This is a genomic window from Sphingomonas sp. IW22, assembly GCF_041321155.1.
Lineage (GTDB): Bacteria > Pseudomonadota > Alphaproteobacteria > Sphingomonadales > Sphingomonadaceae > Sphingomonas.
In genome coordinates, this window is record NZ_JBGGWB010000001.1 from 502,130 (window position 1) to 527,367 (window position 25,238).

Genomic DNA, 25,238 nt, shown 5'->3' on the forward strand with positions numbered 1-25,238 from the left:
AGGGTTCGAGTCGAGGATTGGCGGCCCATCTAACCGCGCGTCGCCCGGCGCGCTACCCCCGACCCGCACGGGTCAGCAGCGCGCGGGCCTGTTCGACGTGCATCGTCTCGATCATGCGCCCGCCGAACCGCTCAGCCCCGCCCGTCGCCGCCTCGATCAGCGCCAGCGCATCGGCGATTTCGCGGTCGTCGGGACCGAAGGCGCGGGTAGCAACGGCGATCTGATTGGGGTGGATCAGCGTCTTGCCATCAAAGCCCATCGCCCGCCCGTGGCGACAGTCCGCCGCCAGCGCCTCGTCATCGTCCAGCGCGTTGAAAACCCCGTCCAGCGCCCAGCCGCCGCCCGCGCGCGCGGCCAGCACGATCGTCTGCAACGCCAGCGTCAGCCCGGCGCGGTCGTTTCCATCGGGAATGCCCAGCGTCGCGCGCAGGTCGTTGACGCCTGCAATCAGCCCCTCGACCCCGTCGACGCGCGCGATGGCGGCGGCGTTCAGCACGCCCAGCGGGGTTTCGATCATCGCCAGCACCGGCTTGCCCGCCCCGGCCACGCGCGCGGCGAGTTCGGTCGTCTCCACCTTGGGCACGACGATGAAGTCGGCCAGCGATGCCGCAACCGCCGCCACGTCGTCATCGTGACAGCCATGCTCCTCGCCGTTCACGCGGATGGCGATCAGCCGATGGCCGAAACCCGCAGCGGCCGCCTCGATCGCCGCTGCCCGCGCGCGATCCTTGTCCGCCTCACGCACCGAATCCTCCAGGTCGAGGACCACCATATCCACATCCAGCCCCCGCGCCTTTTCGATCGCGCGCGCGTTGGCGGCGGGCAGGAACAGGGCGGTTCGGGGCGGCTGACGGTGGGCAGTGCTCATGCACGCGACCCTAACGCGCGCTGGTTTCGAACGCCACTATCTCGACTTCCGCCCCCGCGCGGTTAGGATGCCCGAAACAGGGAGGGCGGGCGATGGACGGACTGATGGGCGTTCTGGGCGTTCTGGTATTGCTGGTGCTGGCTTACCTGTTCGTCAGCATCAAGATCGTGCGGCAGGGCTATCACCATACGATCGAGCATTTCGGTCGCTTCACCACCGTGGCGCGACCGGGTTTCAACTTCTACCCGGCCTTTTTCTATCGCGTGGGTCGCCGCGTGAACATGATGGAGCAGGTGATCGATATTCCGGGGCAGGAAATCATCACCAAGGACAATGCGATGATCTCGACCGACGGGGTCGTGTTCTTTCAGGTCCTCGACGCGCCCAAAGCGGCTTATGAGGTCAGCGACCTGAATTACGCGCTGCTCAATCTGGTCACGACCAACCTTCGCACCGTCATGGGTTCGATGGATCTCGATGAAACACTGTCGAAGCGGGACGAAATCAATGCGCGGCTGCTGAACACCGTCGATCACGCCACCACGCCGTGGGGGGTCAAGATCACCCGCGTCGAGATCAAGGACATCCGCCCGCCGCAGGACATCGTCAACGCGATGGCGCGCCAGATGAAGGCCGAGCGCGAAAAGCGCGCCAACATCCTCGAGGCAGAGGGCAGCCGCGCCAGCGAGATCCTGCGCGCCGAAGGGCAGAAACAGGCCCGCATCCTTGAGGCAGAGGGCCGCCGCGAATCCGCGTTCCGCGACTCCGAAGCCCGCGAACGCGCCGCCGAAGCGGAGGCGAAGGCAACCGCGCTGGTCAGCGAGGCGATCGAGCAGGGATCGGCACAGGCGATCAATTACTTCATCGCCCAGAAATATGTGGAAGCAGTGGGCAAGTTCGCGACCAGCCCCAATGCCAAGACGGTGCTGTTCCCGGTCGAGGCGACCCAGCTGATCGGGACGCTCGGCGGCATTGGTGAACTGGCCAGGGAAGCATTGGGCAAGAACGATACCCCGCCACCGGCAAAACCCGGCGTGCCGGTGGTGCGGGAGGGCTGATTTGCTCGACTGGCTGGCCGAACCGGGCGCGCTCTGGCTGTTTGCCGCAGCAATGCTGGCGGGGATCGAGCTGGCGGTGCCTGGCGTGTTCCTGGTCTTTCTGGCGGTCGCAGCAGCGATCACCGGCGTTTTCACCTTGTTGTTTCCCGACCTGGACCTTGCCGGACAATTGGGCAGCTTCGGCGTCTGGTCCGCGGTGTCGGTCGCCATCGGGCGGCGCTGGTACGGCGGCGATGCGGTTGCCAGCAGCGACCCGATGCTGAACGACCGCGCCGCGCGCATCTTGGGCGCAACCGTCGTCGCGGTGACCGAATTTTCGGATGGCGAGGGTCGCGTGCGGCTGGCCGACGGCGAATGGCCGGCACGCGGGCCGAAGATGCCGTTGGGCGCCCGCGCCCGCGTGACGGCTGTCGACGGGCTGACCCTGATCGTCGAACCCCTGAACCTTCCCCCCGTTTCCGGAGTGAACTGAATGTCGTTTTCGCGTCGTGACCTGTTGAATGCCGCCGGTTCCAGCATTGCCCTCGCCGCCCTGCCCGCACAGGCGCGGCAGGCGCCCGCGCGCGGCAATGCCGGTCCGGCACTGGACGCGATTGCCGAATCCTTCATGCGCCTGTCGCCCGAAAGCGCCAGCGGGCTTGGCATCGACAGCGGCGCCCGTGCCGCGCTCAAGTCCCGCCTGTCCGACCGCTCACAGGCGGGCCGCGAGAAGGAAGCGGCATGGCTGCGCGCCGCCCTTGCCCGGCTCGACACGCTGAAGCCCGACGAACAGTCGCGCGTCGATGTGGAGGTCGCGCGCACCGCCTATGCCACGGCGCTGGACGGCTATGGCTTTCCCTATGGTGCGATCGATATCGGCGGCTGGCGCAACGGCCCCTATGTCGTGGCCCAGAATATGGGCGCCTATCTCGACATTCCCAAATTTCTCGACGCCACGCACAAGGTCGAGAATGCAGCCGATGCGGAGGCTTATCTGGCCCGGCTGGATGCCTTTGCCGACGCGGTGGAGGGCGAAACCGGCCGGCTGCGCGACGCACGCGGGCGCGGCATCGTCGCGTCGACCGTGCTGATGGACAAGACGCTGAAAAGCATCCGCATGTCGAGCGAAGGCGCGCCAAAAGACTGGCTGGTCGTCACCTCGCTTGCGAAGCGCACCGGCAATATTCCCGGCGACTGGACCGCACGTGCCGAAAAGATCGCCGCCAGCCGCGTTGCCCCCGCGCTGGAGCGTCAGATTGCCGAGCTGGAGCAACATGCCCGCATCGCAACCCCCGACGCGGGCGTGTGGAAGTTCAAGGACGGCGACGCCTATTACGCATGGGCGCTGCGCGCCTCCACCACCACACGCATGACACCGGATCAGGTGCATCAGATGGGCCGCGACGAACTGGCGCGGCTTCAGGGTGAGATGGACACGATCCTGAAATCGCTCGGCTACACCAAGGGCAGCGTCGGCGCGCGCATGATCGCGCTGGCCAAGGACCCACGCTACACCTTCCCCGACAATGATACGGGCCGCGCCCAGATCATGGCGCTGATCCAGGACCGGCTGGTCGATATCCGCACCCGCCTTCCCCGCGCGTTCGGCACATTGGTCGATGGCCGGGTAGAAGTGCGCCGCATCGCGCCGGCAGAGGAACTTGGCGCGCCGGGCGCCTATGGCGGCGCCGGGTCGATCGACGGCAGCGTGCCGGGGCGGTTCTGGATCAACCTTCGCACCACCGACCTGCACACCAAGTACAGTCTGCCGACGCTGACCTATCACGAATCGATTCCGGGCCATGTGTGGCAGGGCGAATATACGCACAAGCTGCCGCTGATCCGCACGCTGATGGGCTTCAACGCCTTTTCAGAAGGCTGGGCGCTTTATGCCGAGCAGCTGGCGGGCGAGCTGGGCGTATATGACGACGACCCCGTCGGGCGCTTGGGCTATCTTCAGTCGATCGCCTTCCGCGCGTGCCGGCTGGTGGTCGACACCGGGCTTCATGCCAAGCGCTGGACACGCGAGCAGGCGATCCAGTGGTTCGCCGAAACGAACGGTTCGGGCATCGAGGAAGTGACGAGCGAGGTCGATCGTTATTGCGCGTGGCCGGGCCAGGCATGCGGCTACAAGGTCGGTCACAGCGAGATCAACCGCCTGCGCGCCCGCGCCGAACAGCGGCTGGGCAACCGCTATGACTTTCGCGGCTATAACGATCTGGTCGTGGGCGGCGGCGGAGTGCCGCTCACCGTGCTGGAGGACAATGTCACCCGCTGGGAAGCATCACGCCGCGCCTGATCCCGCATTCGCCGGTGCGTCCATCGCGACGCGCCGGCGGGGCAGCGCCTCCGGCATTTCGACGCGGATATAGGCCAGCATCGCTTCGCGCACATCGCAGCGCAGGTCGAACGCCTGTGCCGCATCGCGCGCGGTGGCGAGGATGCGGACCTCGATCGCATCGGGCTTGGTATCGGTGACCTGCAGGACGAAAGCGCGACCATCCCAGCGCGGATTGGCCTTTACCACTTCCTCCGCATGGGCACGCAGCCGGTCGATATTGGTGGCGGGGTCCAGCATCAGGAATACCGAGCCGAGCAGCTGACTGGTGCTGCGGGTCCAGTTCTGGAAGGGCTTTTCCAGGAACTGCGAAACCGGCACGACCAGCCGCCGTTCGTCCCAGATGGCAACGACGACATAGGTGAGCCGGATCTCCTCGATCCGCCCCCACTCCCCTTCGACGATGACCACATCGTCCAGCCGGATGGGTTCGGTAAACGCCATCTGCACGCCCGCGATCAGGTTCTTCAGCAGCGGCTGGGCCGCGGCGCCGACCGCCAAGCCAGCCAGACCAGCCGACGCCATCAGCGTCACGCCGACGCTGCGGATACTGGGGATGCTCAGCAGCATCAGGCAGATGGTGATGAAGCCGACGCCGACCACGGCGATCCGCACCAATATGGCGCTACGCGTCCGCCGCCTGCGCGCGCGCAGATTGTCGGCGACGCTGATGTCGGCGTCCAGCTCGATCGACTTGCCCGTCGCGCGGATGACGCCGATCGCCAGCCATCCGACCAGCGCAGGCACGACCAGCCCTGCGGCTTGTGTCCAGACGGCATCGGCGGTGTCCGACAGGTCCAGAAACCGCCGCACCGTCGCCAGCGCAATCGCCACCGCGATCCAGCGAAGCGGCTTTCGCGCATGCTCAACAAAGATATCATCACTCGACGCCGGCGTCCGTGCCGCCAACCGGTCGAGGATCCGCATGCCCACGCCGTGGATGACCAACGCAACCAGGATCGACAATGCGACGACCCCAATGTCGAGAACGAACGCGGGAATGCTCTGACCCAAAAACGAGACTTGCTGCATATGCGAACAACGCATGAGCGGCGAAGGGTTCCACAAACCCATTCCCCTTGACGCCGCCCCTGCCCCCCTGTAATCGCGCCCCTCCCGCGCAAGCGGCCCCTTCGTCTAGCGGTTAGGACGCGGCCCTCTCACGGCTGAAACGCGGGTTCGATTCCCGCAGGGGTCACCATCTTCGCACTAAGTTGCGGAGATCGTGCGAAAACCAGCAATTTCAACGCTTCGTTAGGCGCCCTATGCTACAAATGGGGCGTCGAATGTCGCATTCGGTCAGACGAGCAAATTCCCGGTTCGAGCAGTTCCGCATGGCGGTGCCTGCCGACATTCGTGATCTTGTCGGCAAGCGTGAGTGGACCCATTCGCTCGAGACGACCGATCCGACACTGGCTGCCGCAAGGCGTGCAAGCCACAGCGCCCACTACAAGGCCGAGATCCTTCGTTTGCGGTCAGTCTTGTCCAGACAGGCGAAAACGGATGCTGCCACGCTCGTCGACCGGGCGTTCACCCGATTTGCCACATACTCTCAGTCGATGGACAACGCCGTCGCCGGGGAGTTGATGAAGATCGCGACGATCGTCCGCAGTTCCTGGAGCGTTGAGCACGCGCGAGCCGTCGAGCAGCAGCACCTTGGCGAGGCCCAAACCGGATATTACGATCCAGAGCCGACACCGATTCCGGCGATCGACGATGAAAACGAGCGCCGTTTGTTTTGCATTCGCGCGGAGATCTTTGAAGGTCGCAACCTTCCCACAGACGGTCTGGTTTATCAGGAACTGGCACGCGCGCTGCTGGCGCGGGGGGTTTTCCAGCCGCTCCGTTTTGCAGTCGAATATCTGCAGTATGTTGTCCCTGAAATCGACATCACGACCCGCGACGGATATGATCGAGTAGCCGAAGCGTATTTGACCCGCCTGGCGGAACATGAATTTGAATCATGGCCGCAGAATATCCGCGAAGCGCTGGCGCCGATCGCACAGCCGCCTTCTCCGGCGCGGCCGGAACCGGCGATTGTCTCGCATCCAGCGCCCGTCGTCGTCAGCGGCCCATCCCTGTATGACGCCTTTGACGAGTGGAAGCGCCGCAAAGGGATCGTCGGAAACCACAAGACTGCGGACGAGTTCGAAACCGCGATCAGGCGGTTTGAAATCCTGTGCGGCACATCGGACGTGACCCTTATCACAACTGAAATGGTCGAAGGGTTCGGCGATACGGTCGCCATGTTGCCATCACGGCCGAAGAAGGAAATCGCGAACCTCCCGCTCCTCGAGCAGATCGCGCGTGCCGAAGCGAATTCGCTGCCTACATTATCGCCGCCGACGGTCGGGAAGCAGGTGGGTGCGATCAAGGCGGTTCTGAGCGTTGCGAGGCGGAAAAAGTGGATCAGCCACAATCCCGCCGCCGATGTCGTGATCGAAGGCGCGAAATGGCAAGGCGACGAACGCGATCATTTCTCCGACGACGATTTACATCGCATCTACACATCGCCGCTGATGACGGACCCCGACGCCTGCAGCGACACGATGTTCTGGATCCTGTTCCTCGCCCCGTTTCACGGTTCCCGTCCCGGTGAGCATTGCAAGCTGAAACCTAATGAGGTCGTTCGGGACGATGGGGCGTGGGTGATGCGATTTCGTCGGGATCGGCGCCAAAGCGCATCGGCGAATCCGACCGATACACCTCGACGTCAAAAGACCAGGAATTCCATCCGTGACGTCCCGCTGCATTGGATCGTACTCGAGGGCGGCTTCATCGACTTCGTCAGCCATCAAAGGAAGCGTGGAGCGGCATGGCTCTTCGATGACCTTAAAGTCGACCGCTATGGCGATCGCTACAAGTTGCTGTCGCGCGATATAAACAAGGCGCTGCGCCAGCTGGGCATTACTGAGGTCGACAAGGCATTCTACTCGACCCGGCATACAATGAAGCGCGAAGGCCGCCGCCGCCGCATCACCAAGCAGAGCCTGGATCAGCTTGCAGGGCATGCAAGTTCGGACGTTGGTGACCGTTATGGCGGCGGCCTTCCGATCGACATGCTCAAGGAAGATATCGACCGTCTGGAATTCCGAAGTGTGCCGTGGGACGCAGTGGTTGCATGCGCATTGGCCCGGGTTGCTCGTCTGAGCGCGCAACGTGACATGAGATCATCGGCCGCTGCGAACCATTACGAATGCCACTGACCGGCAGGTTTCGACCCCGTCAACAAGGTGTCGACCTCAACTTGTGCGGGTTCGTTGGTACGGCGTGCGCGCGACCGCATCCGCACCCTGCTTTCACCGCATCTACCGGGATTGACCCTGTCTTTGCGACCAGATGGCATCCTGGGGAGGCCCATCCCGAGGTCCCTTCGCGCGTACAAGGGCGGCCTTGGGAATGGTTGCGGATTGTTCAAGCACGCTGCCCTTGCGAAGGGCCTCGGTAACGCTTGGCACACGCTCAGCCTCTGGGATCGCCTCAAAGGCGGTACGGAATTCATGCGCGTGCTGAAGCACGGTCTCGATTTTTGCGCGGTCAGCATCAAGTGCGGCCTTTTGCCCCAAAAGTTCTGTCTGATCGATCTCAAATCGAATTCTTTCCTTCCGCAGTGTCATCGCCTTTTTCAGGGCCTGCCGCAGCTTATGGGCGATTTGGATCGCAAGGTCGCGGAGAACCTGGCTCCACTTCGCACGATAGGCCTGTTTTTCGGTTAGGTTCATTGCCGCTTCAGCCATTCGAAAGCCGCGTTCGCTATCCTCGGTGGCAAGCTGCAGGCATTCATCGTGCATGGCGCGCACAAGAAGGGCCAACTGCTCCCGGGCAGCTTCATTATCCATCCTAATCCGCGCGGCTGACGCCAATTCGGCAGCTGCGGCACGTTTCATGGCGGCTGCATCCGCCCGTTCGTGCTGCGCCTGTTGCCTGGCTTGTTCAACAGCCACCTCCTGTTGCTTTGCCCCCGCCAAAATCCCGGCCGCTTCGCTCAATATACGCTGGCTGGCATCCTTAGCATCCTGCGCAGCCTGTCGGGAACTGGCCAGCATTGCCGCGGAGGCTGCCTCGCCCTGCTTGCGCCTTTGATCAGCATCAGCTTCGGCGGCCGCTCGGATGCGTTCCTGGTCTACAGCATCGTTGTATAACTTCTGGGCATGATGCCAGAGTTGGGTCCGCAAGATATCCAGCTTTCGACGCTCTTGCGCTACCCACGCTTCGGTGTCGGCACGACGCTGCTTGGCAGCGGCTTCCAGACGTTCAGCTTCGGCGTGAAAATCCTTGGCAACGATGCGATCGACCTCTGCGATCTGGCGGTCGCGTTTGGCACCGTACAGCTCCGGCGTGACCCAATCGGTTGATCGCGTCTTCTTGGCTTGCCCGCGCATCGCCTGGTATCCGCGTGACCGAAGGTATTCAGAGAACTCGTCTTGCAGCGCCGCACCCTGGCAGCGCAGGATTTCGCGGTTGTCTTTCAGCATGCCGCGCTTCGCGGTCATATTCTTCAAATGCCTCGACAGGCTGATAGCAACCTTCGATTCGTGCTTGGTCTTCTTTTCGTATCGCGGCGCCAGGAACAGGTCCGCGTTGGTTAGGGATGCTTCGTCGCGATCCATACGCGCAGCGAATACCGCCGCGCCACCGAACAGCTTTTGAGCAAAGTCGACGGCGAGTTGGAGCGCGGCCCTCGCGTCGGCTTCTTCCGTCACCGGCACACTTTCGGGAAATTTCACGAGGAGGTGCAGAACCTTCCCCTTGCCCTTGGGAACGAAGGCTCCTTCGACATGCTTCTTGTAAAGCTCCTCCAGCGCCAGCGGATCAACTTCAACACCATCGGGCACCCAGGTGATGGGGCTAGCGTCGCGAACCACCCGCTTGCGTGATCGCTTGTCGCCCCGCCTTCCATGAACCTCCGCCCGCCCCAAAAGATAAAGCGAAAGGCGGTTAATTCGAGCCATACAATAGATTGACACAATAGGCCTCAATCAGAATAAACGGTTATAGCGATGCAGATAGGTGAAGCAGGGTAGAAAAGTAGTAACCCGCTATTCTTTTTTCTTAGTCCCTGCCGGGAATGAAAAAAGGCGGGTCGGGGCTCTGCCCCTTCTCTTCCCAATCACGCCTTCGGCGCGAGCTCACGCCGATCATCGCAGACCCTTGGTCTCGATCATCTTCGTTCGCAAGAACGGCGCGAGAGTGCGCCTAGTTTTGAAGGACAAGCAGCAGCGAATTAAGCTGCCAGCTGTAATGAAATGAAGGTCGGCAGCCTGATCCGGACCGGTGGTCCGGGGATCCTCCTGCCGAAAGTAGCACTAATGAATACTCCACCCATCGGGCCGATGCTCGATCCCGCCGTGCGCGTGCTCGCGTTTCCGCTCGAACTCTTCACTCACTGCTATATGCCGCGTGGCTCGATTGCCGGCCTGCCCGCGGGCGTGATCGAAATCGATACCGCCAATTTGTTGCTGGCGGCGACACCGTGCAATGCGCCGATGTTTGTTCAAGCACTTGAGGCGGCATGCGCGAAGCTCCGGCGCGATGTGATGCTGGTGCGAACCGGCCTGTTTCCGGAAACGATCGATCCGGTGACCGTCGACGTCGCGTTGACTGTTACCGCAAAGCCATTGGTGGTTAAACGCCTGACGTTCGCACGCCACCGCGACAAATCGATCTGGCTGGTGCCGGAAGGCGCAGCGCCGTTCCTGCAGCTGCGCCCCGAAGGGTTGGCGATTTCCACGGTGACGCCGTTTAGGACATCCGACGAGCGCAGCGACGCGGTATGCCGCGCCGCCGCCGAGATCGTCCGCATCGGCACGCGCAGTGGGAGGAACTGACATGGTCAGCAAACCCCGCCACAAGCCGACCACCGCCAAGGGTGCGTCGGTGGCGCCCAGCGAAGCCAATCCGGAAAGCTGGCTTTATCTCAACCCCGCCGGGCCAAATGCCTCCGGTCTCGTTTTCGGCGTGTTGCGGAAGGTCTATGCCGGACGGCAGAATAGCGCGTTGGAATTTGGCTGGCGGAAAGCGCATGTCGGACGCGCTGCTGACGGCGGTGACATCTTCGCCTGGTCGCCAAATGTCGAGCGCGTCGAGGTGCTGTTACCGTCAGGCGCTGACGATGCTTTGGCCGATCCGGCCACGCTTCTGGGGCGCATGGACGAGTCAGCAATCGACCGTGAAAAGGCGCTGCTGGTGTATCTTACCCTGCCGCTTGCCGATGTCGATCGCATCCATATTGGTTGGGAGCGGGCCCGGTCTTTCGTGCGCGATTGCATCGCGCGCGAACATGGACTGGCAGCCATGCTCGCCCTTCACGCGCCGGGGCGCGTCGGGTCGACCAATCCGCTCCATGCCCATGCATTGATCGTGCCGCGCTGCGCCGCCGGACTTGGGATCGCGCATGGAGCCTATGCTGACGAACTGATCCGCGACAGCGGTCAGGCTTTGGTCGAGGAAATGTGGACCAAGCACGTGGAGGCGTTCCGATGAAAGGGTTGCTGCGGAAAGGCGGCAGCGCAGCAGTCCGCAGCGGCGAGTAAGAAGTAGCGGACCGGCGAAAGGCCGGTCCGCTCAAATCTGAAGATGGGAGGTGATCCCCGGGATGGGGATGAAAACAGGAGAAGAACTTGTGACCATTGATGCCGACGCCATCCTCCCACACATCAAGGCCGTTACCCGCCTGCTGCTTCGCAACCGCAAAATGGGCGACGGGATCGCTATCACCGGCGGCCCAGTGCTGAACTTTGAAAACCGCCTTCGGCTCGGGCAGCAGGTGGTCGAAAGCCGCGTCGATCTTGTCCATGTCGAGTTTGCCCCCACCGACCGGGGCATCGCCATGGCAGGGCTAACGCTGTTCATACCCCGCGACGCGTTGTGTCACGTCCAGCCCGACTGCCAGCTATGGCTGTCGCGCGCGGGCAACCGTGCCGTGATTCTGCCGCAGCCCGGCCGACGAGGCTGCTTCCGTCTGTCGCCCCGCGAGCTGATTCATGTCGATCGCCAGCTGACAAGCGACCGCGCCGATGGCATCGCCCGCGCCGAAGCGTGGATCACCCGGCGCGTGGTCACAGTGGCGGCTGACCAGCGCCACTTTCAATAATCTGCGACGGTCGCCTGAACCATCATCGCCGCCGGGCCGGGTTCCGGCGGCACGCGATGCCACCGAAGCCCCACGGCGCGTCCAACGGCGCCTCAACCTCGGTTGCACCACTCAATGTCAGCAGCTCTCAAGCTGGGTCGCAGACGACAGGGAATGGGCCGACACCGGAATGACCGCTATTGGGCTGAGGCGCAGCGAAGGCTGCCGTTGGCCAGCAGCAGAATTGATTGGTCGCAAACGCCTCGTGAACGGACAACACCTGCGGTGTTGTGGTGGCTTGTCCGGACGGAGACTTCCGCCTAATCCCAACCGATGGGGAGTGCAGCGGGAAGCACATCAATCGTCGGAGAGCGCGCGCCCTATTTCTGGGCGGGTTGCGCCGCGATCAGCGCTGGTGTGCTGCTGCATCTGCCAATGCTGGCGATGGCGCACAGCATGGGCAACCACCTCAACGGGATGCCGATGGACGCCAGCATGTGGCTGGGCATGGTCCTCATCCTGATTGGCGTGCCGCTCGCCTGTTTTGGTGCATTACCCAAGGTACGAGACGGCCATGGCGATCATGCCGGGACTAATTACGAGGCTCCAGACACAACTCCGCTCGGCCGCTGGCACGCGGCAACCCTGCTGGTGCTCACGCTGGGCCTGATCATCGACGTCATGAAGCCCGCGACGCTCGGCTTCGTACTCCCCGGAATGGCCGCCGAATACGGCATTGCGCGCTCGCAGGTCGCGCTGCTGCCCCTGGTCGCCCTCACAGGTACCACCATCGGCTCGTTCCTGTGGGGCTGGCTGGCGGACATCTATGGTCGCCGCGTCTCGATCCTGCTTTCAACCATCCTGTTCGTCTCGACCGCCATCTGCGGGGCGATGCCAGCCTTCGCCTGGAACCTGGTGATGTGCTTTCTCATGGGCATATCGGCCGGCGGGATGCTTCCTGTGATCTACACGCTGCTCGCCGAAGTGATGCCGCCGCGCCATCGTAGTTGGGTGCTGGTGCTGGTCGGCGGGATGGGGCTGGTCGGAGGTTATCTCGCCGCGAGCGGGGCGGCCTATGTCCTGGAACCGGTCTATGGGTGGCGCGCGCTTTGGCTCCAAGGGTTTCCAAGCGGATTGCTGCTGCTCGCCTTGGCGCGGTTCATTCCCGAAACGCCGCGCTTCCTTGCCGAACGCGGCCGCGTAACCGAACTGGCGCAGATGCAGAAGCGCTTCGGCCTAGCGCCTAAGCCGCGACCTATCGAGGCCCCGGCCGATACGCCAACAAGCACCGGACATCACCGCCTCACCGCCGCGCTCGTCATGACTGCGCTGTGCTGGAGTTTCGTCAATTTCGGGCTGCTGCTGTGGCTTCCATCGGACCTGCAGGCCCGCGGCTATAGCGCCGAAGTGGCGAGCGGAATTCTCGCCAAATCATCGCTGCTCGCGTTCCCCACCGTCTTGCTGGCCGCGCTGTTCTATGCGCGTCGGAGCAGCAAATGGACACTTGTCGGCACAATCGGCCTGACCTTTGCCGGCCTTATCGGAGCGATGCTGCCCCCGTCGCTGTTAAGTTGGGAGCCGGTGCTGATCACGGTCATCGCGATGCTGATCGTCGGCACTAACGGGACGATCGCGGTACTGCTGCCCTACACGGCGGAAAACTATCCCCTCGGCACCCGGGGGCGGGCAACAGGGTTGGTGGCGGGGAGCAGCAAGTTCGGCGGGGTGGCAGTACAGGTTGCGGCCCTCGCGGGCTTTGCACCGACGCTGGTGGGTGCAGCGCTGGCGCTGCTGGTTCCGACGGCGGTGTCTGCCGGAATGATCGCTTGGTTCGGGCGCGAAACCCGGGGGCGCAGCCTCCGCGAGTTGGAAGCAGAGTAGAGCGACGTTCGTTCGCTTATCAAGTTGTCCCTGCAAATCGGGTTCCTACCCAAACCGATTCCCCACCGCCTGAGTCAGTGGCCGCTTTTGGGGTTGATCGAAGGGATGGCGGACGGCGGCACTTGGGGCGCTTTGCTGGCCGGCTGGTTTCCGGCAACAGTCCGGCAGCTCATGGGCCGTTTGCAGACGGGCAGATATTGAGCGATGTGCGGGGAAAGCAGGAATTCCCGACCGCGCTTGACGAGTGCGTAGCGACCGCTGAGGAGATGGGCGCGCAGCATCAATCGGCCGTCAATCTTGTTCCGGCCGCCTTCCACGAAGCTTTTGTCCAATTCGCTGCGCAACCCCCCGGCAATGCGGAGCAGTTCGCACCGCCGCAAAAATCTCGATCGCGCCGGGAGCCATTCTGATCCCGCTGCCATCGCCTTCTGCAAGTCGACGCTCGGCGAAGCCAGGGCGTTGCGCAGCTCGCGACCGAACCCGGCGTCCCGCGCCCGGATCGGACGCAGGTTCGTCGGGTCAGTTCAAGTCGAAGGTGCGCGACTGAGCGTTCGCGCCGGTGCTCGACAGGCGGATCCTCTTCGGCTGCAGCCCGCGCGACCCGGAAAAGCGCAGGCGGACGCGCACGCTATTCGGCCGTGCATGTCGTGCTCAAGCGCTTGCGCGAACATGGCTTCCTGCACTGGATACGCCGCAGCCGACCTAAGGAAGATCCGCAACCCGGAGGCGCGATCGTTGAGCAGGCAAGCAACGCCTATGCGCTGTTGGTACCTGAAGGCCTGAGGTCTGGCCTACAGCAGCTGCTCGGCAAGCCCCCCACACCCGAATGCGACGCCGATCGCCGTCGCCGCGATGCAGCCGCGTTCGAGGATATGCTGCGCGGCCTCAGCAACGAGGCGCGGCACAACGCTACCTGGAACGGCGACAGCCTTTTAGGCGAGACGCTCAAGAAGCTGGCCGCTGCGGTCGACCGACGCGATCGAATAACCTGCGAATCCTCCACCACCGATGAAACCGGGGTGATCTAAAGATCACAATGAGGAATGGCCTCGTTTTGACGAGGCCATGCGCCAGCAAGCGCTCCCCCTCCCCCGCAACCGGCTGGACTACAGCTAACCGATCGCCAAGTCTCAGCGGTCGGGCCGGGCGGCTGCGCCGCCCGATGGCTTAGCGAGGGGGAGGAGCAGGAACCGTGCCGCGCTCTCGCCAATCGCATGTCAGCGGCTATGCTGAGACGCGTCGGCCGCTACCGCCGCAGCGTCGAACGGGAGAAGCGAGATGTGCAACCGGTACCGCATGACCGCCGCCCAAGCTGAACTCGCCACGCGCTATGGTGCTGGTCCGATCTACCCGCCGGACCTCGACCTGCCCCCGCCCGAGCTTTTCCCAAAGCGGCCGGCGTTTGTCGTCCGTGACCAGGACGGTGCGCGCGGTCTCGACATTATGCGGTGGGGCTTCCCGCCGCCGCCCGCCGGAAAGGCCCCGGTCACGAACGTGCGAAACCTATCGAGCCCCTTCTGGCGATCGGCCCTGAAGAATCCTGAGCGCCGCTGCCTCGTCCCGTTCACGGCGTTCAGCGAGTACGGTCAAGTCCGCAGCATCGATGGGAAACTGCCGCTTCATTGGTTCAACATCCCCTCTCGCCCGATCGTTAGCTTCGCTGGCATCTGGCGGCCGACTGAGGACGGCGCGAAATTCGCCTTTCTGACAACCGAGCCGAACAGTCTCGTTGCGCCGATCCATCCGAAGGCGATGCCGGTACTGCTGCACGACGAGGACGAGGAGCGTTGGCTGCATGGCTCGATAGACGACGTGATCGAACTGGCGGTGCCCTATCCGGCTCAACTGATGCTCGTCGCTTAAATTTCGAATGTCACGTGCGGGCAGGATACTTGTGCCCGGATTGGATCGATTACCAATCTGTGACAGTAAGCAGTTCTTGACAGATAAACAAACCTATGCCCCTCTGTAGAAAGGCGCATCTCGCCTAACTGGGGGGTTACATGAAAGCAATCTATTGGGGGACGCTCGTTTCGAGCGTTGCCGTTACTGCGCCTGCGTTTGCACAGCAGGTCACTCCTGCGCCAGTGGTCATGACCACCGGGCAGACCGAGAATGTCCTGCGCAGCGGGACGCCGGTTCCACTTCGCATGATGGAAGGCCTGACTACGAAGGGTAAGAAGCTCAAAGTCGGGCAGCGATTTAATCTTCAGACTGCTGAAGCGATCACAGTAAATGGTTATACCGTGATTCCGGCAGGCAGCCCCGCTGTCGGTGAGGTAACGGAAGTCCGCAATAAGGGCATGTGGGGCAAGTCCGGTCGCATCAACGCTCGCGTCCTTTATGTACGCGCCAACGGTCGCCAGATTCGATTAAGCGGCGTTCTTGACGACAAGGGCGTAACTGGAACAGCTGGCGTCGTGGGCGCCGTTGCGTTTGTTCCGGTTGCCGGTTTCTTCATGACTGGAACCAGCGCGGAGATCCCACTGGGCGCCCCTGTGAGTGCCTTTATTGATGAGGATGTTGCGTTTGCCCCTGGCAGCCAGCCAGCACCCATGGCGCTTGCACCAGTTGCCGCCCCGCCGATCAACGAAGCACCGGCTGCAGGAGACTGACGATTTGATGGGGCGACTTGGGTCGCCCCGTCCATCCTATGGCGCAAACTAGCGCTGCTTGCTGGAATTGCCGACAGTCGGGCATGAAGCTGCAAACCGAGATCAGTGCTCTGGGGCCGCCACTTCGCCGGCAAGGATCGCGGCCCAAGCGTCGAACAGCGTACGCCGGCGATCGATCTGTGCTGCCCGGTTGTAAGCGCCTTCTACCTTTCCCTTCACCTGATGCGCCAAAGCCTCGTCGATCGCTATGCGTTCTTCGGGCAGCGCCTCATTCAGCACCGTCGAAAAACTGGCGCGCCAACCGTGCGGCACGTGACGACCGGTCAGTCCGGCGCGATGGTGCAACTCGCCGATCGCGCGTTCTCCGATCGGAAATATTTTCGCGGCAGCGCCACCGGAATGGTCACGCGCAGCCTCAAGAACCGCCATTGCCGCCGGCGACAGCGGCACAAGGTGGTCATGGTCAGCTGAAGCCTTGCGCGCGCGGCTCAGCTTCAGGTGCGCGGCGGGAATGCGCCACACAGGCGCGCCTGCTTCGTCGGTCTTAATCTCATCCCATGTGGCCAACCGCAGCGACCCGACGCGGACGGCAGTGAGCGCGAGAAACTGCGCAGCGAGGTTCACGATCGGCCGCGCGCTGGTTGACGCGATCGCGCTGTAGGCGCCGCGCGCGTCCGCGGCGATTGTCACTGCCGGATGCCGAATGGGTGCTGCCGGCGGCGCGAGCTCGGCGGCGATCAGAGCGGCCGGATTGTCCTCGACCCAACCACGCGGGCGAGCGAACGCGAAGATCGCATCGAGGCGCTGCCGGACGCGGCGTGCCGTTTCCGCGCCGTCGATCAATTCAAGCAACTCGAGCAGCTCGGCCGCGTCGATCGCTGCCAGGGCACGAGCGCCAGCGCGGGGGAAGATGTGCCGCTCGAGCGATCCGATCTGCGCCGTTGCCACTTCTTCGCGCAGGTTCTGGACCGGATAGGTAATGCCCAGGGCTGGCAGCGCCTTCGGCCAGCACTCCTCCTTCGTGAAGACGTCGTCGTGGTCCCGCTTGTCAACGCGCGCCACGAAGGCGAACTGGGTGTCGTCCTTTACGTCGCCCTTTGCGATTGCGATCGCGGTGTTGCTGTACGAGGTGCCGACCAGTTGCGACGTTGCGGGCGTGTTGGTCCCCATGACCATCATCGCCGAACCGGCAACCTTGGTAATCGCGCGCCGCCAGATCTCGATCTGGGTATCGACGGTGAACTCGTGGATCTCGTCGGCCAGGACCATTCGCGGGCGAGGCCCGGACTGGGCGGTACCGCCGGCAAGCGGAAGGAAGAATGACTGCGAGCCCGGATGCTCAATCTTCCAGACGTTGTCACCCTCGCCGCGCAGCAGCACATGCCCAAGGCCTTCGAGCGTTTCCCCCTCATCGTAACCGGGCACCTGCGCCCGGCACATCGCGAACGCGTCCTTGAACAGGACGTTGGCGGTCTGCTTGTTCGCCGCAATCGAATAGACCTGAGCGCGAGGAAAGCCGCACCAGCCCATCGCAAACAGACCCAGACCCGCCATCATCGGCGACTTGGCCTGTCCCTTCCCGGTCTCCACGAAAGCGTTGCGGAATCGCCACCGGCCATCGGCGTTGACCCAGCCCATCAGCGACCCGACGCAGAAGGTCTGGTAGGGCAGCAGGTGGAACGGCTTCCCTGCGGCAGGGCCGTCTGTGATCGTGAAGACGGACGGGAAGAAGTCCAGTGCGCGCTGAGCCAGCTCCGGCCGCCAGAAATATCCTCGCTTCTCAGCATCGCGCAAATCGCGCAGGTGCCGCTCGGCGGCATATTTGACCAGGTCGCCAACGACAAAGTCGCCGCGAACCGCCGCTTGCGCCCAGGCAGTGGTCGGGTCGGCCGACCCGCCCCTAACCCGCCGGGCCAAGGAACGCGTCGGCGCCGGCGGTGCGCTGACGCTTCTTCGTCACCTTCGCGACCTTGCCGCGCCGTCCGGGCGTGAGGCCAAGCTGCGCCTCGAGCCGCTCTGCGGTCTTCTCGGCTTCCTGCATCGCCTTGTAGTGGATCGACAAGCGAGCGATCGCCTTGGGATTGTCGGCGTTCGGTTCATCGACGATGCCGCCGTCGGCCAGTGCCCGCGAGCACCGATCATAGACCAGATAGGCAAGCACAAGCCGCTGAAGCGCGTGCCCGTTGGAAGACGACAGGATCTCCCGGTCCATCATCTCCCCGACAAGCCGCCGCCAATGCTCGGCGGCCACCGCCTGTTCGCGCGCATCCGGCAAAAGCAGCGACCAGTCGGGTTGAGCGACGACACTCTCATCAACGGGCGGGACGCTGGGAGCCGATGTTTTCACCACTTGCTTGCGGGTCGGTTTCGCCATCGCGTCGCACCCCCGGATCACCCGAACTTTTTACTTTGAAAACGCTCTCGCAGCGCACGGAGGAGAGGGGCGGTGTCCGCCCCCTGCCCCGTCAGACTTTCGCCCCCCCGGGGGGGGGTCGGCCGCCGGCGGCCGATCGAAGCCGTGGTCGGCGCCGGACCAGCCCAGGCGTGGTGACTGCTGGTTGGTCGCCCGCTCTTGCCGACACCGCGCGCGCCGAGCGCCACGTCGAAACCAAACTGCCGCGCCGTCGCTTCCCGATCATGGGCGGCGCAGAGGTTCTCGGTGTTGCTGTCCTCGTCCGATCCGCCTTGGATCAGCGGGACGATATGATTGACGACCGCGGCGATCGTCACTCGCTCTTCCTTCAGACAGTGCTCGCAAAGCCCGTTCGTCCGCCTCAGCCGACGCAGGCGCTGGCGCTGCCCAGCCCGGCCGCGCAGCCGCTCAACGGGGGCCGTCAGGCCGAAGCCATGTCGATCGTCACGCCCTGCCACCCGGCATCGGGCGTGGCGCGCTGATAGAAGCGCATATACGTCCGCGCCCCGACGACGCGGATGCTGTCGCGGATCGCATCCATCGCCCGCAACCAGCGCGGGTCATTGATGTCGACGCGCAGCAGCATGAACAGCTCGGCGCGGTTGATCTGCCCTTCCTTGTCGACGGCAAACACCCGGTTGACCAGGCTCTGCAGCTCAACACGGCTGTCCGACGACCAGTCCGTCAGGCATTCGTCGATCAGCACCTTGGCCGCCTGAAGCTCCGGCCCGAACTCGATGACATCCGCCACCGCCACCTGCACCTTCTCGCAACCGTCAAAGGTCAGCAGCGTGATGTTGCCCTTCTTCCCGCCCAGCGTGGCGCCATATTCCTGCGCCAGCAGGCTCTGAAGCGCGCCCACCTTCTCGAACGACATCGCCTTGAAAGTGGCGATCGCCGCCGACATCTGCCGCGCCGCGTCCAGGATGCCGCGCACCGTCTCGTCCATCAGCAGGTCGGCCGGCTTCACCGCAGCCATCGGGACAAGGTTGCCCTTGGCATCGCGCAGATACGGCTTCCCGCCAACGTCAATCGCCGCCGGGTGCGTGCCGTCGCTCATCGCGCTTCCTCCGCCCTCGCCAGATCCAGCCCGCACCACACCGGCTGCGATGCCGGCACCGTCGTCACCGGCAACACGCTGAGGATCTCGCGCAACAGGCTGACCGGCACGCCGATCAGCGCCTTGTCCGGATGGCCGGCATCGACAACGGCCTGAAGCTGCTCGCGTGGGATCGCCATCTACCAGACTGCCTTCCTGCCATCCGCGCTGACGTGCAGCGGAGCGTGAACCGGCCGACAACCCCGAAACGAGGCGACGATGTCACGGGCAATGGCCTGCGCCATGCCCTCCAACTCGTCATATTCGGCCGCTGAATTGATGCCCAGGCGCGCGCGATGCGTCAGCGCGTCGAACTGCGGGGTGATGCGTTCGAGCTGATCGGCGATAGCGTTGCGCGCCTGGGCAGCCACAGGCCGGCGGGAGGCATCATGACCCATGTCCAACCTCCCGAAACGAAACCGGCCGCACGCTCGGGGGTGTGAGCGGCGGCCGGCAGGCACAATTGTGGCGGGGTCGTTCGTGCCGCTTCGGTGACCGCTTTTCCCCGTTACCTTTGGGGCATTCCCCAAAGGACAGGGTCAGCAGCGGCGCCACCGGTCCAGCGCCGCGATCAGGATCGATCGGGCACGGCGGTTGGACAACCGCCACCGTCGCGCCGCATGCGTCAGCGCCATGTCGTCGACGATGATCGCCAGCAGCATCGCGGCGTGCGGCCCCACCGCTTCGCGCCAGCGCGTATAGGCCCGCTCCCGGATCACCGCCGCGATCGGCGCGGCCGAAGCAGCGAGCGGCCCGCCGCCCGTCCCGCGCGGCTCCAGCTTGGCGGTCCGCACCGCCACCTCGGCAACGATCGCCTCATGCGCCGCCGCAATCTCCTGCGCGGCGGCGAGCTGGTGCGCGTCGATCGCGCCGGTTGCGACCAGGCGGGCGATAGAACCATCTCGCTCGCCTGCCTTTTTCTCTCGCAACAGAGCTCTGGCGAAATGCTCATGCGTCTCCGGCGTGCCCTGCGCCTTGTGCGACCAGCGCTCGCGCAGCTGCACCGCCTCCTCGATCCCCGGCGCCAACCGGACCGGCTCGGCCCGTCCCTTGCGGCTGCGGTTGCGGCCGGGCTTCGGGCGCGGCCGACCAAGTACCAGATGGGCGACGCGTTGCGCCTCGATCTCCGCCGCGCTCAGCGGGCTATTCGCTGCTTTCGTCATCATGATCAGGATCATGATCGATGATGGCAACCAGCGGCAGTTGCGCTTTGGGTAAGTCCGGCGGCTCGATCTTCAGCACGTCCTCGTCAACGACGAAGCCCTCCTTGCGCAGCTGCTCGATGGCAATCCGCCGCGCCAGCCCCGGCACGAAGATCGCGCGCTGCGCGCCAGGCAGTCGCTGGACCAGCCCGTCGATCGTCAGCTGCTCGACCAGCTGCCGCGCGCGCGTTTTGCAGACCTGCAACCCGACCGCGATATCGAGCATCCCCGGGCTATAGCCCTGCGCGACGATGAACTCACAGATAAAGGCAAACGCCTGCTCTTTGCGCGTTCCTCGACGGACCGCGGCGACAGGGAACAGCTCCATTCAAACGCCCCATGACCCGTTGGGGAACATAGCGGAAACCGAAACAAAATTGAACACTTGGCCATGCCGGGCACACACGCTTCGCCCTCCACCAGCGCCAGCAACGCTATCGATCGCAAGCGTCCCGATCCCCGGCGACACTTGCCCGCTGTTCCACTTCCGTTCTACGCCGCGCGCATGGACCGAGTCGCTCTCAATCTACGCCGACGGGCTGTCCTCGTTCTGCTCGAGGCGGCTCAGACTGCGCGATATCGCCGCTATGTCCGAACCCGCTCCGTGGCCTTCGCGCTCGCTTATCTCCGAGTGACCTGCAACGTCGATCGCGAGCGGCTACAGCGCTTCTGGGATGCGCTTGAAGATGACAGCGCCAGCCGTCAGCCAAAGGTCTGGCAGGCAGCAGCAAGCATTGCTCAGCTGGTCGGCGAGCCGTTCAGCGAGGAGTTGGCCGACAAGCTCTGGCACGAATGCCAAGTGCGTTACGACGCGGAGGGGCGAAGGCGATGACGCGGTCCGCCTGTCGCGGAGATCGGCGGAAAATGGGACGGTTGCCGACTGGCAGCTCCCAGGCGCACGAACGCGGACAGCTGCCGTTTGAGAGGCCACCAATGGCCGGCAGCTGGCGACCAATTGCTGCCTGTGGAGACGGGTTCGCGTTAATCTGACAGCACCCCGCCGCATAGCCTGAAAGAGCTTGTCCTCAGACTGCCTTGTCGACCAGCGAAGATGCGTAAAGTTCTTCGGAGCTACAAGGACGACTCAGATAATATCCTTGCACGTAGTCAATTCCAATCAGACCTGCTTCTATCAGTTGGTTCTCGGTTTCAATTCCCTCGAGAACGCATTTCAACGACAGTGATTGAGCCAAGCCCCTGATTGCCGCAATTATCTTTCTTCCCTCCGACCCGGATAGTCGCGACGTAAAGCTGCGGTCTATCTTTATATAATGGAATGGAAGGCGATGAAGCGACGACAAGCTTGAATAGCCAGTTCCGAAGTCATCAAGTGCTAGCATACACCCTCCGTCACGAAGGGCCTTCAAGGAACTTTCTGCAGCAGCCATATCAGTTATGAGCGAGGACCCAGTCAGCTCAAAGATGATATTAGATGAACATACGCCAGATTTCTGCATCTGAGAAAGAAGCGAACTTACGGTGTTTTCGCAGATGAGATCCAACGCCGAAAGGTTAAAGCTCACCCGTTTACTGTAGGGAAGAAATCGAAGACCATCCAAGGCTTTGTCGAACAGGATCAGTGTTACCCCGTTCATCATTCCTGTGCGCTCAGCGGCAGAGATCAACACTTCGGCTGGCACCAAACCCAGCTTTGGCGAATTCCATCGAGCTAGGGCTTCGTATGCAACAATATCAAGACTTCTGGAATCATAAATTGGTTGAAATACGACACTGAGTTCGCGACCAAGATTTGCAGACTGTAAAGCGGAGTCTACCGACTTACCACTCTCGAGTGATTCTCCCATGTCTTTTGTATATAGTACGCAACCTCCTTTGCGCCTTTCTTTCGCTTGATAAAGAGCCGCGTCCGCATGATCGAAAAGGTCATGAGCGGTGTCCCCCGCTTCGGAAAGGGCCGCCAGCCCCAGGGAGCAGCCTACCGAGAGAACGGTGTCCCCGGCACTAATCGGTGCCTTGATTGCTTCGCAGATCGCGTCGCCAATTTTTATCGCAACGCTAGACTCTGCGCTGACTAAAAGGCCAAACTCGTCACCGCCTAATCTGGCAATCGTCACTTGATGAGATATGATGTTGAGCAAGCGCTTACCAAGCACCCGTAAGACGTGGTCACCTTGTGTGTGCCCATACATATCATTGATGGGTTTAAATCGGTCTAAGTCTATAACCCCGACGGACATTTCTTCTGAACCGGATTCTAGCAAACGGTCCAGTTCATTGAAAAACGACCTTCTGTTTGGTAGGCCGGTGAGCGCGTCTGTATGAGCAAGAACCCTGTTTTCTTCGTTCAATCGGTTTGCTTGCTGTCTTTCTGCATAGAGGTCTTGTTGAGACTGCTCTAGCTTTAGAAAAGAAGAAAAGGAGTCGTTCAGAACCTTGATGATAACCAAACTCACAAGTGCAAGATTGATCGCAATTGCGATCAAGGCCTCAGGTCCTCTCAAGAAGCAATAGAGCAAAAATGTCCCGATGACTAAACCGCAAACTATCATCGCCGCTCTTGGCAGATAACTTAGGCAAAATACGCACCCTAGAACCGTAACGCCTACGAACATTGCAACATGCCCGTGCTCGTACGGACCTCCATACTGATCGAGCACCAACGCCCAGCTTACGAATGCCGCGGCAAGCACAATTCCGAGCAGAGTTGTTCGACGCATCTGCGCCTCCGCGCTTTCGATGGTCATCAGGCCATCCTTCGTCGGAAGTGCCCACGCGAGCAATCGCACCAAGCATATTGTCACGAGAATGCCTGCTACGCCGAGGGTCAGCCAGGTAGGGGCAACGTGCCGATGGGTGAATGCGAGCGCCGAGGCATTGACGGCAAGCAGCGCATATAACGGCGGGATTTGACGTCGCAGATGTTGCAGCTGCGTAACTTGCAACGGCAGGCGTTCAGCCGACGGGTTTTCAATCTCACTGATCACAGTCATCAGCCGGTTTTCTTATTTGATAGTTTTGATTCTATTAAACGCGCTCCTCGTATGGCACTCGATGCCATGCCTATTAAGGGTGTGCAGTATGGTTAATCGACAGCACTTAACCACCTGCATCCTCCATCTCACTCTGTTGGGTCAGAAAGCGTCTTCGCGCTGTTGAGTATGTACATGAGCAGCCCAGCGGCTAGCGTCAGAGCAATCATGCTGGGCCAGGGGCAGGGCGACCGCCGAGGCATGCCGGCGGATCGCGGTGAGCGAGCAAACCTACTATCGCTGGCGCAACAACCACAGCGCTGAGTTTGGATGCATCAGGCGATCCCGTTTGCTCGGCTCGCAAAGACCGAGGGGATTGCGAAGAGCGTCCTGATCCTCGCCTTGAGTGAAAGCAGCTTCATCGGGGGGCGAGGAGGTGTTGGTCGATGGCGGCTTCGTTACCGTCGAGGACGAGGCCTGAAAACCCAACCTGGTGGTCAGTCAAGTCGGCCGCGCTCGCAGCTCTGCGAAGCTGGATGAACGAATGGCAGATTTCGGGATCGCGCAGAACCAGGCTGATCGGCTGAGATTGGGGCGCATTGCCGCAGCGCCGGATGATCCGTCCGACGCGGCGCGGCGATCCCGCGCAAAGCCTAGCGCCGAACAGCTCATCCAAGTGACGATACCCCCACGATACCCCCAGCCGCCTGCCCCACCGGGCCGCCTCACTCACACGCCACCCCATCCCGATCGCGATCAAGCCGCGTCGAATAACCCTCGTCGCCGACACGCATCGGCGCCGCGCCGGCCGCTCTGGCCTCGCTGCAATTTCGATAGGGCCCATCGCCGGAAAAACCGCGCGCACCGCCGGACGAACGGCCAGCCGCGCCCGATCGCGCCGACCGCGCTGCTCCCGCACGTCGACGGCGCCGCCGCCGTTGTGCAGCCGCGTCGTCCACGTCCAGGGCAAGGAACATGGCGGCGATCGCGCCAAAGATCATTCGCCGCCGGATCACGACCCGCCACTCCTGGCGGCAGTGATCCGGGGCGACCGCGTTACGCCGCCGTGGGCGGGTCCTGCACCCCGACGGCCTCTTCGATCAACTGCACGTAACGCGCCATGATCTCGGCCCAGTTCTGCCGCTCGGTATCCGTTTCCGCTGCCTCGACCTGCATCTCGAAATAGTCGCTCGCCGTCGGCCCATGCGCGCGCAGCACGGAACGGGCACATTCGTCGATCTCGTTCGGTGACATCACGTCGGCGAACGGGTTTGGCGCATTTTCGGACTCTACCATGTAATCTATGTAATAAGGTCACGGCGAAGATGCGAGTCGTTCCGGGGTTAATACCGATATCAGTAACTCTGTCCCCTTTTGGGTGAGTTCTACGTAACGCCGCCTCCGATCCCATGGGTCGGGTCGCTCCTCAATCAGACCTTCTTTCCGCAACTTAGCCAAGTAGCGCGGTGCTGTCGTGGATGGCACGCCGGACGCAATACAGGCTGATGAAACCGAAACCTCGCGCCCTTCCCGTTCGGAAATCAGCAAATCCAACATGATGTCCCATGCTGGATTTCGAAAAAGGTCGATGTCCGATATCAGCGCGCTTCGTCTGCGACGCATGTTCAGGAGTGCCTTCGCAACCCTTACCGGTTCGCTCCCTCTAAGCGGCCACGACGCATGATCTCCCACAATCTCGACAGCCTCTCTCACTTCCGTCGATAACAGTCTCAACCGTTCGGTGAGCTGCTCGATCTGCAGATGCCTCGGCAGCATTATGTTT

Annotated in this window: 29 protein-coding genes, 1 tRNA gene and 1 pseudogene; 14 read left to right on the plus strand and 17 right to left on the minus strand. The window is 62.7% G+C overall.

Annotated features, from left to right (window positions below; translation table 11 throughout):
* Nucleotides 1-52 precede the first annotated feature (52 nt).
* The gene (locus ACAX61_RS02355) at nt 53-868 is read right to left on the minus strand and encodes an HpcH/HpaI aldolase/citrate lyase family protein (RefSeq protein ID WP_370713219.1); all 816 of its coding nucleotides are present in this window, start codon (nt 866-868) and stop codon (nt 53-55) included.
* 104 nt (nt 869-972) lie between these two features.
* Here ACAX61_RS02355 and ACAX61_RS02360 point away from each other — a divergent pair, with 104 nt between their 5' ends.
* From ACAX61_RS02360 to ACAX61_RS02370, 3 genes are read left to right on the plus strand one after another with little or no spacing between them, the layout of a single operon-like run.
* Nucleotides 973-1,926, plus strand: coding sequence for an SPFH domain-containing protein (locus tag ACAX61_RS02360; RefSeq protein ID WP_370714880.1), 954 nt, complete (start codon nt 973-975; stop codon nt 1,924-1,926).
* Between the two features lies 1 nt (nt 1,927).
* Nucleotides 1,928-2,398, plus strand: a complete 471-nt coding sequence (locus ACAX61_RS02365) for an NfeD family protein (protein WP_370713220.1) — start codon at nt 1,928-1,930, stop codon at nt 2,396-2,398.
* Entirely contained in the window at nt 2,399-4,204 is a 1,806-nt protein-coding gene (locus ACAX61_RS02370) for a DUF885 domain-containing protein (protein ID WP_370713221.1), read from the plus strand.
* On the opposite strand, the gene ACAX61_RS02375 is transcribed toward ACAX61_RS02370, so the two are convergent.
* On the minus strand, nt 4,190-5,275 hold the full coding sequence (locus ACAX61_RS02375; protein WP_370713222.1) for a mechanosensitive ion channel family protein: 1,086 nt from the start codon (nt 5,273-5,275) through the stop codon (nt 4,190-4,192). The genes ACAX61_RS02370 and ACAX61_RS02375 overlap by 15 nt on opposite strands.
* Nucleotides 5,276-5,369: 94 nt before the next feature.
* Here ACAX61_RS02375 and ACAX61_RS02380 point away from each other — a divergent pair.
* Both ACAX61_RS02380 and ACAX61_RS02385 read left to right on the plus strand, forming a co-directional pair.
* Nucleotides 5,370-5,444 (plus strand) — tRNA-Glu (locus ACAX61_RS02380).
* 85 nt (nt 5,445-5,529) lie between these two features.
* A complete protein-coding gene (locus ACAX61_RS02385) occupies nt 5,530-7,449 on the plus strand; it encodes a DUF6538 domain-containing protein (RefSeq protein ID WP_370713223.1) in 1,920 nt (639 codons plus the stop codon).
* Nucleotides 7,450-7,551: 102 nt separating this feature from the next.
* Here the strand turns inward: ACAX61_RS02385 and ACAX61_RS02390 are convergent, their stop codons facing one another.
* The gene (locus ACAX61_RS02390; RefSeq protein WP_370713224.1) at nt 7,552-9,195 is read right to left on the minus strand and encodes a coiled-coil domain-containing protein; all 1,644 of its coding nucleotides are present in this window, start codon (nt 9,193-9,195) and stop codon (nt 7,552-7,554) included.
* 294 nt (nt 9,196-9,489) lie between these two features.
* On the opposite strand from ACAX61_RS02390, the gene ACAX61_RS02395 reads away from it, so the two are divergent.
* The 4 genes from ACAX61_RS02395 (at nt 9,490) to ACAX61_RS02410 (ending at nt 13,196) form a co-directional block, all read left to right on the plus strand.
* Nucleotides 9,490-10,071, plus strand: coding sequence for a hypothetical protein (locus tag ACAX61_RS02395; protein ID WP_370713225.1), 582 nt, complete (start codon nt 9,490-9,492; stop codon nt 10,069-10,071).
* A 1-nt stretch (nt 10,072) separates the two neighbouring features.
* Nucleotides 10,073-10,726: a hypothetical protein gene (locus ACAX61_RS02400; protein ID WP_370713226.1), complete on the plus strand. Its 654-nt coding sequence runs from the start codon at nt 10,073-10,075 to the stop codon at nt 10,724-10,726.
* A 100-nt stretch (nt 10,727-10,826) separates the two neighbouring features.
* On the plus strand, nt 10,827-11,336 hold the full coding sequence (locus ACAX61_RS02405) for a hypothetical protein (RefSeq protein WP_370713227.1): 510 nt from the start codon (nt 10,827-10,829) through the stop codon (nt 11,334-11,336).
* A 312-nt stretch (nt 11,337-11,648) separates the two neighbouring features.
* Nucleotides 11,649-13,196 (plus strand): MFS transporter, encoded by a 1,548-nt coding sequence (locus ACAX61_RS02410; protein ID WP_370713228.1) that lies wholly within the window; start codon nt 11,649-11,651, stop codon nt 13,194-13,196.
* A 74-nt stretch (nt 13,197-13,270) separates the two neighbouring features.
* Here ACAX61_RS02410 and ACAX61_RS02415 read toward each other — a convergent pair whose 3' ends face one another.
* Complete coding sequence (locus ACAX61_RS02415; protein ID WP_370714881.1) at nt 13,271-13,705, minus strand: DUF3363 domain-containing protein; 435 nt, start codon at nt 13,703-13,705, stop codon at nt 13,271-13,273.
* A 129-nt stretch (nt 13,706-13,834) separates the two neighbouring features.
* Here ACAX61_RS02415 and ACAX61_RS02420 point away from each other — a divergent pair, with 129 nt between their 5' ends.
* From ACAX61_RS02420 to ACAX61_RS02430, 3 genes are all read left to right on the plus strand, one after another.
* On the plus strand, nt 13,835-14,224 hold the full coding sequence (locus ACAX61_RS02420) for a hypothetical protein (RefSeq protein ID WP_370713229.1): 390 nt from the start codon (nt 13,835-13,837) through the stop codon (nt 14,222-14,224).
* Nucleotides 14,225-14,474: 250 nt separating this feature from the next.
* Entirely contained in the window at nt 14,475-15,059 is a 585-nt protein-coding gene (locus ACAX61_RS02425) for an SOS response-associated peptidase (RefSeq protein ID WP_370713230.1), read from the plus strand.
* Between the two features lie 140 nt (nt 15,060-15,199).
* Nucleotides 15,200-15,811 (plus strand): hypothetical protein, encoded by a 612-nt coding sequence (locus ACAX61_RS02430; RefSeq protein WP_370713231.1) that lies wholly within the window; start codon nt 15,200-15,202, stop codon nt 15,809-15,811.
* A 102-nt stretch (nt 15,812-15,913) separates the two neighbouring features.
* On the opposite strand, the gene ACAX61_RS02435 is transcribed toward ACAX61_RS02430, so the two are convergent.
* The 8 genes from ACAX61_RS02435 to ACAX61_RS02470 all read right to left on the minus strand — a co-directional run bounded on the left by ACAX61_RS02435 (nt 15,914) and on the right by ACAX61_RS02470 (nt 20,853).
* On the minus strand, nt 15,914-17,728 hold the full coding sequence (locus tag ACAX61_RS02435; RefSeq protein WP_370713232.1) for a terminase large subunit domain-containing protein: 1,815 nt from the start codon (nt 17,726-17,728) through the stop codon (nt 15,914-15,916).
* Entirely contained in the window at nt 17,712-18,185 is a 474-nt protein-coding gene (locus ACAX61_RS02440; RefSeq protein WP_370713233.1) for a P27 family phage terminase small subunit, read from the minus strand. Before ACAX61_RS02440 ends, ACAX61_RS02435 begins: the two co-directional genes overlap by 17 nt.
* A 17-nt stretch (nt 18,186-18,202) precedes the next feature.
* Nucleotides 18,203-18,682, minus strand: a complete 480-nt coding sequence (locus ACAX61_RS02445) for an HNH endonuclease signature motif containing protein (protein WP_370713234.1) — start codon at nt 18,680-18,682, stop codon at nt 18,203-18,205.
* On the minus strand, nt 18,646-19,284 hold the full coding sequence (locus ACAX61_RS02450) for a DUF3164 family protein (protein ID WP_370713235.1): 639 nt from the start codon (nt 19,282-19,284) through the stop codon (nt 18,646-18,648). Before ACAX61_RS02450 ends, ACAX61_RS02445 begins: the two co-directional genes overlap by 37 nt.
* Complete coding sequence (locus tag ACAX61_RS02455; protein ID WP_370713236.1) at nt 19,281-19,463, minus strand: hypothetical protein; 183 nt, start codon at nt 19,461-19,463, stop codon at nt 19,281-19,283. Before ACAX61_RS02455 ends, ACAX61_RS02450 begins: the two co-directional genes overlap by 4 nt.
* Nucleotides 19,464-19,721, minus strand: coding sequence for a hypothetical protein (locus ACAX61_RS02460; RefSeq protein ID WP_370713237.1), 258 nt, complete (start codon nt 19,719-19,721; stop codon nt 19,464-19,466).
* Between the two features lie 141 nt (nt 19,722-19,862).
* Nucleotides 19,863-20,501: a hypothetical protein gene (locus tag ACAX61_RS02465; RefSeq protein ID WP_370713238.1), complete on the minus strand. Its 639-nt coding sequence runs from the start codon at nt 20,499-20,501 to the stop codon at nt 19,863-19,865.
* A complete protein-coding gene (locus tag ACAX61_RS02470; protein WP_370713239.1) occupies nt 20,467-20,853 on the minus strand; it encodes a hypothetical protein in 387 nt (128 codons plus the stop codon). The genes ACAX61_RS02465 and ACAX61_RS02470 overlap by 35 nt, the downstream gene beginning before the upstream one ends.
* A 177-nt stretch (nt 20,854-21,030) precedes the next feature.
* On the opposite strand from ACAX61_RS02470, the gene ACAX61_RS02475 reads away from it, so the two are divergent.
* A complete protein-coding gene (locus tag ACAX61_RS02475) occupies nt 21,031-21,357 on the plus strand; it encodes a hypothetical protein (RefSeq protein ID WP_370713240.1) in 327 nt (108 codons plus the stop codon).
* Nucleotides 21,358-21,550: 193 nt separating this feature from the next.
* Here ACAX61_RS02475 and ACAX61_RS02480 read toward each other — a convergent pair whose 3' ends face one another.
* Nucleotides 21,551-23,476, minus strand: coding sequence for a putative bifunctional diguanylate cyclase/phosphodiesterase (locus ACAX61_RS02480; protein WP_370713241.1), 1,926 nt, complete (start codon nt 23,474-23,476; stop codon nt 21,551-21,553).
* Nucleotides 23,477-23,702: 226 nt separating this feature from the next.
* On the opposite strand from ACAX61_RS02480, the pseudogene ACAX61_RS02485 reads away from it, so the two are divergent.
* Nucleotides 23,703-23,849, plus strand: a pseudogene (locus ACAX61_RS02485) (IS3 family transposase); the annotation flags it as partial.
* A gap of 24 nt (nt 23,850-23,873) precedes the next feature.
* Here ACAX61_RS02485 and ACAX61_RS02490 read toward each other — a convergent pair.
* Genes ACAX61_RS02490 through ACAX61_RS02505 form a run of 4 tightly spaced genes read right to left on the minus strand, consistent with a single transcriptional unit; the run spans nt 23,874 to nt 25,231 of the window.
* Entirely contained in the window at nt 23,874-24,131 is a 258-nt protein-coding gene (locus ACAX61_RS02490; protein WP_370713242.1) for a hypothetical protein, read from the minus strand.
* A gap of 49 nt (nt 24,132-24,180) precedes the next feature.
* Complete coding sequence (locus ACAX61_RS02495) at nt 24,181-24,471, minus strand: excalibur calcium-binding domain-containing protein (RefSeq protein ID WP_370713243.1); 291 nt, start codon at nt 24,469-24,471, stop codon at nt 24,181-24,183.
* 40 nt (nt 24,472-24,511) lie between these two features.
* Entirely contained in the window at nt 24,512-24,712 is a 201-nt protein-coding gene (locus ACAX61_RS02500) for a hypothetical protein (RefSeq protein WP_370713244.1), read from the minus strand.
* A gap of 57 nt (nt 24,713-24,769) precedes the next feature.
* Nucleotides 24,770-25,231 carry a winged helix DNA-binding protein gene (locus ACAX61_RS02505; protein WP_370713245.1) on the minus strand — a complete coding sequence of 154 codons (462 nt, stop codon included), beginning with the start codon at nt 25,229-25,231 and terminating at the stop codon, nt 24,770-24,772.
* Between the last annotated feature and the right edge of the window lie 7 nt (nt 25,232-25,238).

Coding starts and splice junctions, on each gene's coding strand:
- ACAX61_RS02355 (WP_370713219.1), bottom strand. CDS start 868: ATGAGCACTGCCCACCGTCAGCCGCCCCGAACCGCCCTGTTCCTGCCC.
- ACAX61_RS02360 (WP_370714880.1), top strand. CDS start 973: ATGGGCGTTCTGGGCGTTCTGGTATTGCTGGTGCTGGCTTACCTGTTC.
- ACAX61_RS02370 (WP_370713221.1), top strand. CDS start 2,399: ATGTCGTTTTCGCGTCGTGACCTGTTGAATGCCGCCGGTTCCAGCATT.
- ACAX61_RS02375 (WP_370713222.1), bottom strand. CDS start 5,275: ATGCAGCAAGTCTCGTTTTTGGGTCAGAGCATTCCCGCGTTCGTTCTC.
- ACAX61_RS02385 (WP_370713223.1), top strand. CDS start 5,530: ATGTCGCATTCGGTCAGACGAGCAAATTCCCGGTTCGAGCAGTTCCGC.
- ACAX61_RS02390 (WP_370713224.1), bottom strand. CDS start 9,195: ATGGCTCGAATTAACCGCCTTTCGCTTTATCTTTTGGGGCGGGCGGAG.
- ACAX61_RS02395 (WP_370713225.1), top strand. CDS start 9,490: ATGAAGGTCGGCAGCCTGATCCGGACCGGTGGTCCGGGGATCCTCCTG.
- ACAX61_RS02400 (WP_370713226.1), top strand. CDS start 10,073: ATGGTCAGCAAACCCCGCCACAAGCCGACCACCGCCAAGGGTGCGTCG.
- ACAX61_RS02410 (WP_370713228.1), top strand. CDS start 11,649: ATGGGGAGTGCAGCGGGAAGCACATCAATCGTCGGAGAGCGCGCGCCC.
- ACAX61_RS02425 (WP_370713230.1), top strand. CDS start 14,475: ATGTGCAACCGGTACCGCATGACCGCCGCCCAAGCTGAACTCGCCACG.
- ACAX61_RS02430 (WP_370713231.1), top strand. CDS start 15,200: ATGAAAGCAATCTATTGGGGGACGCTCGTTTCGAGCGTTGCCGTTACT.
- ACAX61_RS02440 (WP_370713233.1), bottom strand. CDS start 18,185: ATGGCGAAACCGACCCGCAAGCAAGTGGTGAAAACATCGGCTCCCAGC.
- ACAX61_RS02450 (WP_370713235.1), bottom strand. CDS start 19,284: ATGAGCGACGGCACGCACCCGGCGGCGATTGACGTTGGCGGGAAGCCG.
- ACAX61_RS02455 (WP_370713236.1), bottom strand. CDS start 19,463: ATGGCGATCCCACGCGAGCAGCTTCAGGCCGTTGTCGATGCCGGCCAT.
- ACAX61_RS02460 (WP_370713237.1), bottom strand. CDS start 19,721: ATGGGTCATGATGCCTCCCGCCGGCCTGTGGCTGCCCAGGCGCGCAAC.
- ACAX61_RS02465 (WP_370713238.1), bottom strand. CDS start 20,501: ATGATCCTGATCATGATGACGAAAGCAGCGAATAGCCCGCTGAGCGCG.
- ACAX61_RS02470 (WP_370713239.1), bottom strand. CDS start 20,853: ATGGAGCTGTTCCCTGTCGCCGCGGTCCGTCGAGGAACGCGCAAAGAG.
- ACAX61_RS02475 (WP_370713240.1), top strand. CDS start 21,031: ATGGACCGAGTCGCTCTCAATCTACGCCGACGGGCTGTCCTCGTTCTG.
- ACAX61_RS02480 (WP_370713241.1), bottom strand. CDS start 23,476: ATGACTGTGATCAGTGAGATTGAAAACCCGTCGGCTGAACGCCTGCCG.
- ACAX61_RS02505 (WP_370713245.1), bottom strand. CDS start 25,231: ATGCTGCCGAGGCATCTGCAGATCGAGCAGCTCACCGAACGGTTGAGA.